17 protein-coding genes and 1 CRISPR repeat array are annotated in these 14,005 nt (G+C 35.1%); of the genes, 14 read left to right on the plus strand and 3 right to left on the minus strand.

Translation table 11 applies throughout. From position 1 onward, the window contains the following. The 8 genes from IQ215_RS02610 to IQ215_RS02645 form a co-directional block, all read left to right on the plus strand. On the plus strand, positions 1–657 hold a 657-nt coding region (locus tag IQ215_RS02610), incomplete at its 5' end, for a DUF6939 family protein (RefSeq protein ID WP_241735235.1). A gap of 188 nt (positions 658–845) precedes the next feature. Further along, positions 846–1,064 (plus strand): hypothetical protein, encoded by a 219-nt coding sequence (locus IQ215_RS02615; RefSeq protein WP_193799773.1) that lies wholly within the window; start codon positions 846–848, stop codon positions 1,062–1,064. Between the two features lie 159 nt (positions 1,065–1,223). Beyond that, positions 1,224–1,613 carry a hypothetical protein gene (locus IQ215_RS02620; protein WP_193799774.1) on the plus strand — a complete coding sequence of 130 codons (390 nt, stop codon included), beginning with the start codon at positions 1,224–1,226 and terminating at the stop codon, positions 1,611–1,613. Between the two features lie 711 nt (positions 1,614–2,324). Then, positions 2,325–2,549: a hypothetical protein gene (locus IQ215_RS02625; RefSeq protein ID WP_193799775.1), complete on the plus strand. Its 225-nt coding sequence runs from the start codon at positions 2,325–2,327 to the stop codon at positions 2,547–2,549. A 232-nt stretch (positions 2,550–2,781) separates the two neighbouring features. Next, entirely contained in the window at positions 2,782–3,021 is a 240-nt protein-coding gene (locus IQ215_RS02630; RefSeq protein WP_193799776.1) for a hypothetical protein, read from the plus strand. A 136-nt stretch (positions 3,022–3,157) separates the two neighbouring features. Continuing rightward, positions 3,158–3,658, plus strand: a complete 501-nt coding sequence (locus IQ215_RS02635) for a dual specificity protein phosphatase family protein (protein ID WP_193799777.1) — start codon at positions 3,158–3,160, stop codon at positions 3,656–3,658. An 83-nt stretch (positions 3,659–3,741) separates the two neighbouring features. Further along, positions 3,742–4,113 (plus strand): nucleotidyltransferase family protein, encoded by a 372-nt coding sequence (locus IQ215_RS02640; protein ID WP_193799778.1) that lies wholly within the window; start codon positions 3,742–3,744, stop codon positions 4,111–4,113. 444 nt (positions 4,114–4,557) lie between these two features. Further along, positions 4,558–5,265, plus strand: a complete 708-nt coding sequence (locus IQ215_RS02645; RefSeq protein ID WP_193799779.1) for an NYN domain-containing protein — start codon at positions 4,558–4,560, stop codon at positions 5,263–5,265. A gap of 137 nt (positions 5,266–5,402) precedes the next feature. On the opposite strand, the gene IQ215_RS02650 is transcribed toward IQ215_RS02645, so the two are convergent. After that, positions 5,403–5,951 carry an HD domain-containing protein gene (locus IQ215_RS02650; protein WP_193799780.1) on the minus strand — a complete coding sequence of 183 codons (549 nt, stop codon included), beginning with the start codon at positions 5,949–5,951 and terminating at the stop codon, positions 5,403–5,405. Positions 5,952–6,183: 232 nt separating this feature from the next. After that, a CRISPR array of direct repeats spans positions 6,184–6,508; the repeat unit is 36 nt; unit sequence CCTTACCCATGGGGTTACATGGGATTAGTTGGAAAC. A gap of 269 nt (positions 6,509–6,777) precedes the next feature. On the opposite strand from IQ215_RS02650, the gene IQ215_RS02655 reads away from it, so the two are divergent. The 6 genes from IQ215_RS02655 to IQ215_RS02680 all read left to right on the plus strand — a co-directional run bounded on the left by IQ215_RS02655 (position 6,778) and on the right by IQ215_RS02680 (position 11,237). Next, positions 6,778–7,344, plus strand: a complete 567-nt coding sequence (locus tag IQ215_RS02655) for a hypothetical protein (protein ID WP_193799781.1) — start codon at positions 6,778–6,780, stop codon at positions 7,342–7,344. Between the two features lie 37 nt (positions 7,345–7,381). Then, positions 7,382–7,939, plus strand: coding sequence for a hypothetical protein (locus IQ215_RS02660; RefSeq protein WP_193799782.1), 558 nt, complete (start codon positions 7,382–7,384; stop codon positions 7,937–7,939). 186 nt (positions 7,940–8,125) lie between these two features. Further along, positions 8,126–9,442: a serine/threonine protein kinase gene (locus IQ215_RS02665; protein ID WP_193799783.1), complete on the plus strand. Its 1,317-nt coding sequence runs from the start codon at positions 8,126–8,128 to the stop codon at positions 9,440–9,442. Between the two features lie 39 nt (positions 9,443–9,481). Next, on the plus strand, positions 9,482–9,904 hold the full coding sequence (locus tag IQ215_RS02670) for a hypothetical protein (RefSeq protein WP_193799784.1): 423 nt from the start codon (positions 9,482–9,484) through the stop codon (positions 9,902–9,904). Positions 9,905–10,144: 240 nt separating this feature from the next. Further along, on the plus strand, positions 10,145–10,648 hold the full coding sequence (locus IQ215_RS02675; RefSeq protein ID WP_193799785.1) for a hypothetical protein: 504 nt from the start codon (positions 10,145–10,147) through the stop codon (positions 10,646–10,648). Between the two features lie 154 nt (positions 10,649–10,802). After that, the gene (locus IQ215_RS02680) at positions 10,803–11,237 is read left to right on the plus strand and encodes a hypothetical protein (RefSeq protein ID WP_193799786.1); all 435 of its coding nucleotides are present in this window, start codon (positions 10,803–10,805) and stop codon (positions 11,235–11,237) included. A gap of 279 nt (positions 11,238–11,516) precedes the next feature. On the opposite strand, the gene cas2 is transcribed toward IQ215_RS02680, so the two are convergent. Beyond that, a complete protein-coding gene (cas2, locus tag IQ215_RS02685) occupies positions 11,517–11,789 on the minus strand; it encodes a CRISPR-associated endonuclease Cas2 (RefSeq protein WP_193799787.1) in 273 nt (90 codons plus the stop codon). Between the two features lie 8 nt (positions 11,790–11,797). Then, entirely contained in the window at positions 11,798–13,843 is a 2,046-nt protein-coding gene (cas1, locus tag IQ215_RS14355) for a CRISPR-associated endonuclease Cas1 (RefSeq protein ID WP_193799788.1), read from the minus strand. Positions 13,844–14,005: the final 162 nt, after the last annotated feature.

Raw genomic sequence — 14,005 nt, forward strand, 5'->3', positions numbered from 1 at the left:
CCCCCAGCAACCACCCCCCACAAGAAAACCCCCTTTCTTGAACGCCCCTATCATGATAAGTGTGGTAAAACAAAGAGGAAAAAATATATGCCTATTGTCGTTCAAAGTCGTCGTCGTCGTTTAGAAAATATCCAAAAAGACTATCCCGAAGCCACCATCATTGATGTAACCTCTAAAGGCGATAACCCTTGGGTGAAATTTAGTCCTTTTTATCCCCATGGTAATATTCCTGTTCCTTTTTATCCCCGTTGGACAAGTCAATCTGTAGAAGGTATTTGGCAAGGTTTAAAAGTATTTGAAACCCAAGCAGTTGATCGTAATAAAATGAAAATTCGGGATATGAAAGGAATCAAAAGAACAGTGAGAAGATTTGGAAAATGTAAAGGTCATTCCGTGGGTTATACCAAATTATTAAGTTATATTGATGCTCGAAAATTTATCTATCTTCCTAGTTATTTATGGGTATTAGAAAATCCTCTCGCTGATTTGGTAGCAGAATTAAGAAAAATGTCTGAAACTCAAACCCTAGTTTTATTAGATTATGAAACCAATGGTGATGTTGAAAATTATAAAAAACCCCTATCCCATGCTTATTTAATAAAACATTATGTAGAAGGTAATTATCCCAGTTTCGACTTTAACCCAGAAGAAACTTAAAATTTATGTGGTGATAGTGTTAGGGGGTGTAGGGTGGGTGATGATCGAAAAACTTGTATATTATGGGTGAAAATAACTTTATGAAGAATTATACTGCTAATGGATTCGCTTTATCCGGGGTATGTTAGATAGAAGAAGATGGCAAAACGGTTACAGTTGATTTAGAAGACATTGAACCGACAGAAGTATTGTTTATTGAGGGTGTTTCTGTCACAGAATTATATATCGGGGGTGAAGTGGATTCATGGGGAGATCAAATTGAGAAAAAAGATTATGCTGGGGGCGCCGTATTTCATAAAAGGATGGTCACCATACCCGAAAAGCATAAATTTAGCCTACAAGTTGAAATGGAAGATGAAACCATCCGCTGTAAATTTGAACCTTTAAATCATTTGTCAGAGTTTTAAACTAAGTTCCCCTCAGCCCTAACCCCTCTCCCAAAAGGCGAGAGGAGAATTATTTACTATTAATTAGGGTTTGATTTCTTAACACGCTCCCTAATTAAGAAAAGCCCTTTTCTTAGCCCAGTATATCTTAGTAATTGTTAAAGGAAAAAGAGGTAAAAAGTGGATAATTTTTTTGAGTCTGAATATTATCAAAAAGAAGTGAATCAATATTTAAAAGAATATGGTGAAGTGCCTCCTCCTTGGGTTATTTTTACTAATACTCATCCCTATAGTATGTTTTGGAGAATGGGTTATGGGGAAGACTTTTTGACCATTTATTATCATTGGTTTGAGGAAAATATTAAGACTTTTGAGGAAAAAATTGCCTATTTTAAAAGATATTCTCCCCCTCCTAGATGGTTAGAAAATGTTGTATCTGCGGTATGGGATATAGAACCTTGGAATGATGAAAATTTTGATTATTCTCCCTATTTTGAAAAGTTAAAATCCTACGGTTTTAAAGATGTTGATAAGTTTGAGGAGGATCTAAATAACGAAAAATGGCTTTAAGTTAATTTTTAAGGGCGATTAGTCGCCCCCATCACCCCATTAATGGTCATTGTCAATAAATTTTTCTCAAAATCTACACAATAAGGAAAATCGCTCAAATGCCTATTATTTCGTTTTATTGTGTCGATCCATTACACCATAAGGGTTTCAGATACATTTTTTTGTTGCACGATCTGGATTTTATGTGTTATATTTATTATTGCGTAGATTCAAAGGCTAAAACTCTTGCAGTGTAATGCCTCTGAAACGAAGACCCTACCCATGGGGTTACATGGGAATAGTTGGAAACCACATGCGCACGAATAACCGAGGAAAAGTCTTGATTATCCCTACCCATGGGGTTACATGGGAATAGTTGGAAACCCATTACTTGACCTGACTTTATTATACAAGTCGACTCCCTACCCATGGGGTTACATGGGAATAGTTGGAAACACGAAGAATCTATCTGGGTCACGAAAGAGAATGGTACCAGATGCCCTACCCATGGGGTTACATGGGAATAGTTGGAAACACCTCCTTAACTAGTTAGGTTTTGGGGGTATTTTCTATGGAGAGATTTGGAGAAATATGAACAGAGTAGGGTGATCATAAAATGAAGAGGTGTGCGATCATGAAATAGCGCTGTGCGATCGCCCTTAAGAAAGACTCTTTTCCTTAGTCAGTTTATCTTAGTGATTGTTGAAAATAAAGAACACAAAGAAGGAAAAAATGATTACAGTACAAGTTATTTCAAGAAGTAGCGGTAAACCTGCCACTGGTAAACGAGTTAACATAAGTTTTGATAGTTTATTTAGGGGCATGGGACGAGAACAACGAACTGACTCTCGAGGACAAGCCCATTTTAGTCATGATCCAGGTAATGGCAAAGTATATGTAGATGGTCGCACTGTTTATCAAGGAAATTTAAAAGGTTGTATTGTTGTTCATGTGTAATTCAATAAAATAAACTTTTTAGGACTGATCGCACACAGGGATTTGTTTCCTTGACCTACTGGGCGATCGCCCTTAATCCAATTTTTAATGAATAATTGAGGGATGATGATCTACCATTACTATTAAGAACCACGAAAATTATTTAAGATAGATAGTCGAGAAAACCCCCTTTCCTATCCTAAGTAATAATCTATTTTTGTCGGCACAACTTTTATTAGAGGACTCTCTACCTATGGAATTTATTGCAGAACTCAAAAAATACCAAGAATATGTTTACAGCGAATTAAACTCCTTAGAGTCCAACGATAAACATAATCGAGTTTTAATGCAAGAAAAAGGTCAACAACTCTCAACATTACTAGATTTAATTGCTAACTTAGAGGATGAAATCAAAAAATATGAAATAATGAAGGATACTCGCCTCAAACTTACCCGTACTGAAACCGCAGATTATCCTAGTTGTTTTAATTAAAAGTTTACCATTACTTAATTAGGTGTAAGGTGTGATTCCTATGTGCGCTCGTTGCAGATGCCGTAGCGATCGCACTTTAAACACCAAAATTAATTCCAGATCATTAAACCTCAATACTTTTTAAAGAAAAAATTTGATGTTAGATTTAAATATTATCGTTTGTGGTGTTGCTGAAGTTGATGACCATATTGATGATGCAGATGTGGTTGTTTCCATTATGAACCCCGGTTACACAGTTTTTGCACCCCCATCGATTGTAGAAAAAGAAGAAGAAAATCGCCACCGAGTATTGAGATTAGAATTTGATGATGTTTGGGCAGAAAATTACGAACTAGGACAAGAAATCGTCACCAAAGATATGGTATTTCTTGTGATTGATTTCGCTTCTACCCATTATGAAAATGCTGATAATCCTCTAACTTTTTTGATTCACTGTCATCAGGGAGTTAGTCGTTCTGCGGGAATGGCGATCGCAGTTTATACCGCCATATTAGGAGACTACCAAGAAGCAATAAAAAGGGTAAGTGGCGATCGAGACAAAGCAGTACCCAATATCGAAATAATACGTTTAACCGACGAAATTTTCAACCTCAACGGTCAATTAATCAATGCAGTATGGAAAGAATTTTATGTTTAATGAAAAATCAAATAATCTTCTGGGGGGGTAAAATTATTTTTGACTTATAATATAGTGGATGGTACCAACAAAAAATATATTCCATGGAAATTATCAATAAAATTTCTAGTGAAGAATTAACCTACAATAACAAAATCCTAGATATTCAATATAGAAAAAATAAACTAGGCCATCTTAAGAAAAAAATTCAACAAATAAAAGCAAAACTAGAAACAGAATACCAAATCGATGAACTAGGGTTATTTGGTTCCTATGTAAGAGGAGAAGAAACAAAAAAAAGTGATATTGATTTATTAATAAGTTTTAAACCAAGTGCTAGATTTGGATTAGTAAAATATTGTAAATTACAAAACATATTCAGCGATAGATTAGGGAAAAAAGTTGATTTAGTAATGAAAAAAGGACTAAAACCCTATATCGGAGAACAGATTCTCAAGGAAGTTATTTATCTATGAAAAGAACCACCAAAGACTTTTTAAAAGATATTTTATAAACAATTAGTTCCATTGATAAATTTATTGAGAATTTTAACTTTGAGCAATTAATATTAAAAATAACAGTATTTTTCAGCAAAATTGAGTTAAATTTATTTAACGTTCGCTATTAGCAATGAAATTCATTTCATTGTGGAATAACGGTTTTACGCCATAAATCGCTTTGCAATAAATTGACAAAGCTAATATTAAACGTTCAATGAATTGAACTAATAAAATTCAACTCTACCTCGACAATGAAAAAACCCTGCTTAAAAAGAGGGGGGATCAATTTCCCATGACTCATTTAGAACCGCTATAGTAGGCATTACCTACCAAATGAAACATTTAAAGAAATAGCCATAAGAAAGCCCCCTTACCATCAACCCGATAACTTATAAAGTGTTAAGTAATAGGGTAAAGATTATGAAAACTCAAACTTTCATTGGTGCAATTTCTGGTTTATTAGTTGCTGGTTTAGGAGTCGCTAGAGGAGATGTTGCTAATTTTGTCGGTGGTGGTTTACTAATCTCTAATACTATCGCAATCACTGGTAAAAAAGATCCTGAAAATGTTCAACCTTCCCCCGCACCTACCGTTAATCCTCAACCTGTTACCCGTGTTTATATTGATGGCGCCAATACTTTAGGTTCTATTAATCTTTTAAAATTTGATATTGACTTTAACGCCTTTGCTGATCATATTGCTAACGGTGAAGACAATGTAATTTTTAACTACTATTATGCCGTCCTTGAAAGTCCTAATCGTAAACAAAATGGCTTTATTAAATATCTTGAAAATAATGGTTATAATGTAGTTCAATCCCTCAAAAAACAACTCCCTGAAGGCAATCATAAAAACAAAGGTGATGATGTTCAAATAGCCACAGATATTGCCATTGATGCTAACGAAAATGATCATATTGTTCTAGTTTCTGGCGATGGTGATTTTACTTACTCCCTAGAAAAAGTTAAAGCCAAAGGTTGTCACGTCACCGTTATTTCTACTTCTGAATGTCTTAGTAAACAATTAAAAAGTGTTGCTGATAAATTTATTGATTTAGCCGAAATTAAACCCGATATTCAACGTTATACTAAACCTCGTCAATCTAGCCCACAACCTCAATTAGTTTAATTTTTTTTGGGGTGAGGGTGTCTTCTGAAAAGGAGGCACTTTTGCTCATAAGGCTTTATTGGAATATGATCAATTCGGGAAGAACTAAATTTTAATATTTTGTAGGGTGGGCAATGCCCACCATCTGACGATTTAACTTAACATAAATATCGTTGATAATCGGTAATTTTATTTTTTAGTCTTTGGGCTAAGTATTGATTTGCCTTGCCTAATTTATCCAAAATTAATATTGCTTCTTGGCGATACTTACTAATTTTCTCTTTATCCCAATGGGTAGGAGGTGATTGTAAATTTGAGGTGCGATCGCACATTTTCACCATCCAAATTTCCATGGGTTGTTCCATAATCCTCGAAAGACTATCTTCCATCTGTGCTTGTTTTGAAGGCAATTTTTTATTCTTGGTTAACGCCAAAACCCCATCAGCCACAGATACACCAAACTCTTGAGTCAATGTTTCATAACTTACCCCCGCATCTTCTATCACATCATGTAACAAGCAACATTGAATAAGTAAATCAGGATTATCAATATCATCACCCTCACAAATTGCCCTCATTCCCTCCATTGTCACACTACCGATGTGATTAAGATAGGGTACCTTAGAACCTGGCATTAATTGACGTTGATGGGCAACAGAAGCGAAATTCCATCCCTTGAGGTAAATTTCAGGATCCCAATATTTCATTGATTAAACCAGTGAGTTTGATTTGCTCAAATCATAACATTTTGACCGAAATCTACACAATAACTAAAAACCCCCAAATGCTCATTATTTCGTGTTATTGTGTCGATGCTTTGCCCTGTATGGGTTTCAGGTTCTTATTTTTGTTGTGCAATTTTGATTTTTTGTGTTATGATTACTATTGTGTAGATTTAAAGGCTAAAGCTCTTGTAGTGTAATGCCTCTGAATCGAAGACCTTACCCATGGGGTTACATGGGATTAGTTGGAAACCTCAAGTGCAACGGTGGCAGTCTTTATAACGCCAAAGACCTTACCCATGGGGTTACATGGGATTAGTTGGAAACCTTTGAAGAATCTTTATGATCTGAATACGCTTGTGAATCACCTTACCCATGGGGTTACATGGGATTAGTTGGAAACACTCTGATACCTACAGAGCCACTACTAATTGCACCTTACCCATGGGGTTACATGGGATTAGTTGGAAACTTGGATAATTTCGCGTACATTCATTTTCTTTACCCCTTACCCATGGGGTTACATGGGATTAGTTGGAAACACCTCCTTTACAATTTAAGTTTTGGGGGTGTTTTCTGTGGTGTGTTGTTTGGGAATAATAATTAATGGAGAATAAATAATTGATAATGGCGATTTCTGCCTTTTTTATGTTTGTAGTATGCTCAAATCTTTGATATTTATAATTAGTGATTTAGTCAACACAACCTAATTAATTATTTTTTATCAAGTCTTAAATGTAGGGAAAAATTAACCTTTGCCCCGCTTAGGAAGATACAATAAATTATTAAGACTACTAAAAATATTTGCTTTATGAAAAATTACTCACTATATTATTTTTATAAAGAACAAGAACTATTAAAACCCCTTGTGGATAAAGTTTTTGTGAATTATGTAATAGTGGAACTAGAAGAAGATAAAAAAAGGATCACAATGATCAGGAATTTAAAGCAACTGGTCAGTGAAACCAACGCAAAGGAAACATATTTAAGATATTTTTATAAGCGTATAATTAATTTTTATAAGGCTTCTTTTTTAGATTATCTGCACGATATATTCATATTTGATTCTGTTTATAAAGATGAATTTGAACAGGAAATATTACCCACATTAAAACTTTTACAAAATAACTATCAATGGCTAAACTCTCTTTATAAACAAGATAAATATAGCCTATGTTGGTTAGATTGGAAAAAAAACTGTAAGATACCAAAAACAAAAAGATATGAAGTAATTAAAACTTACAAAGATTTTTATAATAAATATATACTGGATTTATTTTTAAGAGGATTAGAGGTAAAAGAGCAATTATTTTTTGATGTGCTAGAGCCCAATGTTATTAATGAGAAAAAACTATTAGAAAAAATTTATCAGTTATAAGGGCGATGATGAAGTAGGAAAGTAACCCGATCACGAAGTGGCTCTGTGCGATCGCACCGATTTTGTAGTAGGAAAAGCCCCTTTCTTTAGGTTATTTATCTTGGTAATTGTTAAAGCAATAAATATTTACCAAAAGATGATGAAAAAATTAATTTCTAGCCTCTTAATTGGAACTACCGTATTAACCACCGCCATCACCCCCGACATAGCCAAAGCCAACACCAGAACCTTTCAAGGTCGTAACCAAATTCATCTCGATGTTGATCGTTATTGTCGTAATGTGTTCGCCGCAGGAAATCAATGGGCTGGACGTATTTATTCCCGTGATGGTCGTCATGCTTATCGAAATGGAAGACATTACTGTCGTGTTCATTATAGACCTATTATTAATGTTACCAATAGTAGAGGAGGTAATGCTGGATTTAATCTTGGTGTTGTTCAGGGAGGAGGTAATAGCAGTCGTGATGTACAAAGAACTCAAGTGGGTGCAGAGAGGGTTATTTTTGAAGATGTATGGCTTGATAAGGCTTGTCGTAGTCAGGGAGATAATGGGCGTTATACAGTGCAAGGAGTGGTGGTATGGTGCGATCGTTAAATAGTTGTTTAAATCCCTTCTCCTATGGGAGAGTATTTGGGGGTGCGTAACCGTAGGGTGGGCAATGCCCACCATTTAAAGGCTGTATTTTATTCCGTTGAACTACAATTTACTTATCACTCCAAAAAAAAATGATACCGAAAGCATAATTACTGTTAATATAAAAAATAATGTATCTTTTTCACCATGAATGACTATACCAATTTTGAAGAAAAAGGTTATCAGATAGTCGAAAAGATAACTGATAATATTCAAGGGGGCAGAGTCACCTATAAAGCCGTTAAGATTGATACTCAAATCCCTGTGATTATCAAACAATTCCGCTTTGCTAATAGTAGTAATTGGGATAGTTTTAAGGAAATAGAAAGAGAAATCGATGTGCTGAGGGGGCTAAATCATCGAGGTATTCCTCAATATTTAGATAAAATTGATTCTGGTGAAGGTTTATGTTTGGTGCAAGAGTACAAAAATGCAGAACCTTTGTCCAAGTTACGCAGTTTTACCCCAGAGGATATTAAACATATCATCACTCAGATATTAGAAATCTTGGTATATTTACAAGAAAGAATCCCGTCTATTATTCACCGTGATTTGAAACCCGAAAATATCCTTGTGGATGATGATTTAAATGCCTACGTCATCGACTTTGGATTAGCCAGAATTGGTAACGCTACCATGGCTGTAAGTACCATGCAGGGGGGAACGTTTGGATTTATGCCCCCTGAGCAGTTGCATAACCAAAAATTAACCGAAGCGTCTGATTTATATGGTTTGGGGGCAACTATTATTTGCTTGATTACCCAGACGAAATCTCAGGATATTGGTAGTTTAGTTAATTTTGCCACTAATCGCATTAATTTTAAGGATAAGGCTTCTCGTTATAGTTTTAAGTTTATCCAATGGCTCGAAAAAATGGTAGAGCCTGATCCTAGTTCTCGTTTTGCTAATGCCCAATTGGCTTTGGAGGCTTTTAAACCTCTTTATGTGGTAAGGGTGCCAGAAATGCGTATCTCTTCTAAGGTTTTTGAATATGAGGCTCAAAAGTTGGGGGAAAAAGTCCAGTTTACTGTGGAGTTAAATAATTCTGTACCAGATACTGAGTTACAGGGTAGTTTCTCTATGGTAGATCATCCGGGCGATCGCCTTTCATCCCCCAAACAAATCACCGCATCAAATCCGCAAAATGCCCATAGTTGGATTAGTGTTAGTGAACCAGTATTTAAAGGGAACAAAATAAAATGTTTAGTCACCACAGATACCAGAGATTTAAGGGCAGGACAACTATATCAAAGGAAAATACAACTTATTTCCAATGCTTCGGAAGAACCCTATATTATTCCTATCAATATAAAAACTGCACCCATCCCCGTTGAAAATAAATCTATTCCCTATTTTTGGCTGTGTATGCTATTCGCTGCTTCCCTATTTTTACCGCTTCAATTAGTTTTGATAGAGGAAGTATTTACAATCGTAGGAAATAGGATCGAGTCTATTTGGCAATAAAAACGATTATTTTTTGTAAATTTATTAGGTATTAAAATCATGGAAGGAGAAGCGGCCGTAGGATTAATTGGACTTGGCATAGTTATTTTTTTAATATCTATTGTCTTCGCTATAATTGTTTTCATTGTTAAACTTGCCATAAGTTTATTAATCTTAGCTCTTGGTTTATTGATAGTTGCGGTAATTCCTATGGCCATCGGTTGGATAGCCTATGAGACTTATAAAGCCTTTATCGATAATGAATTTCAAACCAATCGAGCGATAATTTTTCCGACTTTAACAGTAATTACGGCCGCTAGTTTGAGCCTTACTTATTATGTTCCCTACTCCCCTCCACTCCTAGTATTTATTTTATTTATCAGTGGAGGTTCTTTGGTCGGTACTTTGGCTTATCCATATATCAGACGCAGACAATTAATTAAAAAATATCAGGAAGAGGAAAAGTATTTGATTGAACCCTAGTTAATTTAACCTGAGTTCGGGATAACATTTTCTAGTTAAAGCAGGCAATAGGGAATAGGCAATGGGCCATAAAATAATTGTCAATTGTCAATTGTTAATTCTTCACATCCTTATCCCGAATTGAGGTTAATTTAACAGTTATGTTGGACTGCTTCTGTCAATATACATACCCTCACAGCAGATTCCCCAACCTTATCAATAAATTTGTTTTAAACGTAGTAGTAATCAGGAGAATTAATAATGGAAAACGATGAACTTTTAGTACATGACTGTTGGTATGTCACCGTTATTTACGCCCATGGGCATTACTCCCACAACGCATACATATCATTTGATGGAATAACCTATGGTTTAGTTTCTGCCTGTTATTTTCGTACCCCAGGAGATCCAGAACCCTATCTGATGTATATTTGTAGTCATGAGGATACAGGTCATTGGATGCTTCACCCTGAAGTCTGTTACGATTATGAATCCTTTGATAGAGCTTCTGTGGTGTCAATCTCCCATTGGGAAGAAGCTATGGAAAAAAATCCCTTGATATTTGATAAGTCTTTTGACCAAGAGGAAGATGGTATTTTTCCCCCCGTGATCGATTTTTTTACTTATCAAAGTGGAGTCAATTGGAAAAAGTTTTGGTATGATACATTTTCTCAATCCACGGAATCATCTCATACTACATCCTGTTTTAATAATGTACTCATTAGGGCGGGGAAGGGGGAACAGGGAATGGGCAATGGGCAATAGATAATAATTGTCCATTTTAAAACCTGCAACCAGAAGCCCGTACGGACGTAGCATGGTACGTCCCCTAATCACCTTCAAAATTGAACCTAAGAAAAAGAGCTTTCTTGAAGCCATTTATCTTAGTAATTGTTCAAAGCAAAGGAATAAAAAGATTATGAAAAACCAAGCTCTTGTTACCGCCGTTTCTGGTTTATTAATTGGTGGATTTGGTATTGCTAACAGAATTAACGCCCTAAGCATCGCTGGTACTGGTTTACTCACTTCTTCCGTTGTTCTTACCCTCATTGACGACAAAAAACAAAACCAATCTACTCCCCAAATCACCACCACTATTCCCCAAGCACCAAAAAAACCTGAAGTAACCGAAAAACCTGAAGTTAAAAAAGCTGAAACCCCCCAAGTAACTGATAAACCTCAACCTAAAAAAACCGAAAAACCTAAACTCGTCAAAAAACCTCAACTAGCTAAAAAATCTCAATCTCCAAAAGCCAAAAAACCCCAAGTAACTGATAAACCTCAACCTAAAAAAACTGAAAAACCTACTATTGAACTTATTCCTCGCCCCATTCACCCCTCTCAAAACGGCTAATTCTTGACGGTGACGGTGGTGGTAACTATCTAGTTATCATCCCTTCAACCTATCCAAATATTTAGGGTCTGCTGAATAAATCAGAAACTAGAAATATCAAAGATTTGAGCACACTACAACTGTCAAAAAATACACAAAAATGATGTTTTTTTTACAAAAACACAGTTAAAAATCAACAATTAGAGATACTGCACCAATCAGATAAAACATGAAAACCATTGCCTATTGCCCATTCCCTATTCCCTGCCTCTATGACCCCACTTTTTCAACAAACCCTATTTAGACGATATAAGACTTTGGAGGTGGCTGGGGTGGTTGACTACCGATGGTTAAAATTTTTGAGGTGCCATGGCGAGAAATCCAATAAAATCTTACATTGTCTTCTGCTGGTTTTACTTTTTTTTCAATTTTTATATATAATTCTTTGGTTTCTGCTAGGGTTAAAAAACATTCAAATACAGAAAACTGGACTCGATTACCATACCCTTCTAAAAATTTTGATAAAGAATTTCGTCTTTTATTATCGGGAATATCGTAAACAATTACTATCATTTTTATTATCAAATTCTCTCAAAAGATTTATACTTTTCTTTCTCTAATAAACTATTTTTATAAGATCTAATTTGTAATTGAATTATTTGACGGTAAGATATGGGCGATCGCACCCTATAATCAGAAACTAATTCATTCATGCGATTTTCAAAATGATTAAGAAAAACTTTCCTTTTTTGAGCAGATAAATAAACCCCTTGAGTATCAGATTGTACCTCAAAATCATCAGGGCTAAAAATACCCTTGTTAACCATTTTTATCACAATCGTATCAACAATTACCGAGCGAAACTCCTCCATCAAATCAAAAGCGAGATAAGATTTTTTTCTTTCCCCATAATGTAAATTACCAAAGTAAGGAGACAAACCTTCTCCAATTATTAAAGACAACACATTATTAAATAATAAAGTATAACCAAAACTTAACAAAGAATTGATAGGATCTCTTGGCGGTTGACGATTACGCAGATTAAAAGTAAAATTTTCATTAGTAATCAACGTCCCCAAACCAGAAAAATAACGAGACGTTCCGATGCCTTCATAACCTCTTAATTGATCTATATTCTCCACTAAATATAATGATTTTAAATCAGCATTAATACCTGCGATCGCCTCTTGAACAACATCTTTTTTCTGCCTCCTATTCAACCGTAACAATAACTGCTTAGAATTTTTCAACTTCCCCGCCACAATCTCCCTCGCAACATCAAATTGAAAAGACGAACATTTATGGCGTTCAATTTGCAATAATTGTAAACTCAAATTAACCGAATCCTCATTCCACAAATGACCCCGATATAAACCCCTTTGACTAGCATAAACAATGGAAATATTAGCCTCCAAACAAGCATGAATTACCTGAGTAGTTAGCTGTATATTGCCAAAAACAATTATCCTGTCAATCTCCCTTATCGGTATTTCCAAAGATGGAGTTTTATCCACATAAATAATAAATCTAAAATGCTCCTTAAAAACCGATGAACCTTGTTCCAATAAATATAAAGTAGCCATTTCCCCATTCCATATATTTCTTTTTTGGTTACGATTTTGACCAACCTTTAAACCATTTTCTTCCCCATTACCCACAGGAATATTCTCAAAACTACTCCCATTACCACCCATCAAACCATCAAAAGATGAAGAATTAAACCCTACACTATTATCTAAATGAAGTTTTTTTTTCTTACTCTTAACAGAATCAAGGGGAAAAATTGCCTCCCCCAAAAAACCATGTCCTAAAAAACGAAATCCCACATCAAAATTAGTAATTTGTGTTTTAGTCTGATGAAGTTTTAAACCCAGCAAATCAAGATTTTGCCTTACCTCCGAAAAAGATGCCATCACCCTTTCCCGAGACAAAGATAACACCAAAAAATCATCCGCATAACGTACCAACTTCACATCAGAAGCCGAAATAACCTTATCAAATTCATTCAAATATATATTCGCCAACAAAGGAGATATGACAGCACCCTGAGAAACCCCTTTTTCAGTCATTATCAGCCCCTGTTTACCAACACACCCCACACAAAGCCACCCTTTAATCAAACACAAAATACCAGGAATATCAATCCAATTTCTTACCACTCCCAATAAAATTTGGTGATCAATATTATCAAAATATTTCACAATATCAGCATTCAAAACCCACTGATAACCCAAATCTCTCCAGTGTGCCACCTGTTTCACCGCATCCAAATAAGAAATATTCGGACGATAAGCAAAACTAGCATCGCTAAAATCTTTTTCAATTATAGGACTCAAAATATTTAACAATGCCTGTTGTACAATTCTATCTCTGACGGTGGGTATTTTTAACTCTCGCCAACTCTCATCATTTTTAGGAATCAAAATTTGTAAATAGGGTTGGGGTTGATAAGTGTTATTCGCCACCTCATTTCTCAGTTGATGAAGATTCGTTTCTTCCCGACTAGTAAATTTATCAATCGTTTCTCCATCAACCCCAGCACATCCCTTATTTTTTGCCACTTTCTGCCAAGCGGTTTCAAAATTATTAAAGTCCAAAAATTCATCAACAATATCTATATCCGACATTTCCAAGATTTAATGTTTTTTTGTTCCTCAATTACAACAACCCATAGGAAAAGGGGTTTTCTTAAAAATATTTGTTTTCCATTAGATTTCACTTATTTTGATAACAAAGACTGGTTTTATGGCTTCCAAAATATCCCCAAAGCCTTATCATGACTATTTTAC

This window comes from Cyanobacterium stanieri LEGE 03274 (assembly GCF_015207825.1).
Classification (GTDB): Bacteria; Cyanobacteriota; Cyanobacteriia; order Cyanobacteriales; family Cyanobacteriaceae; genus Cyanobacterium; species Cyanobacterium stanieri_B.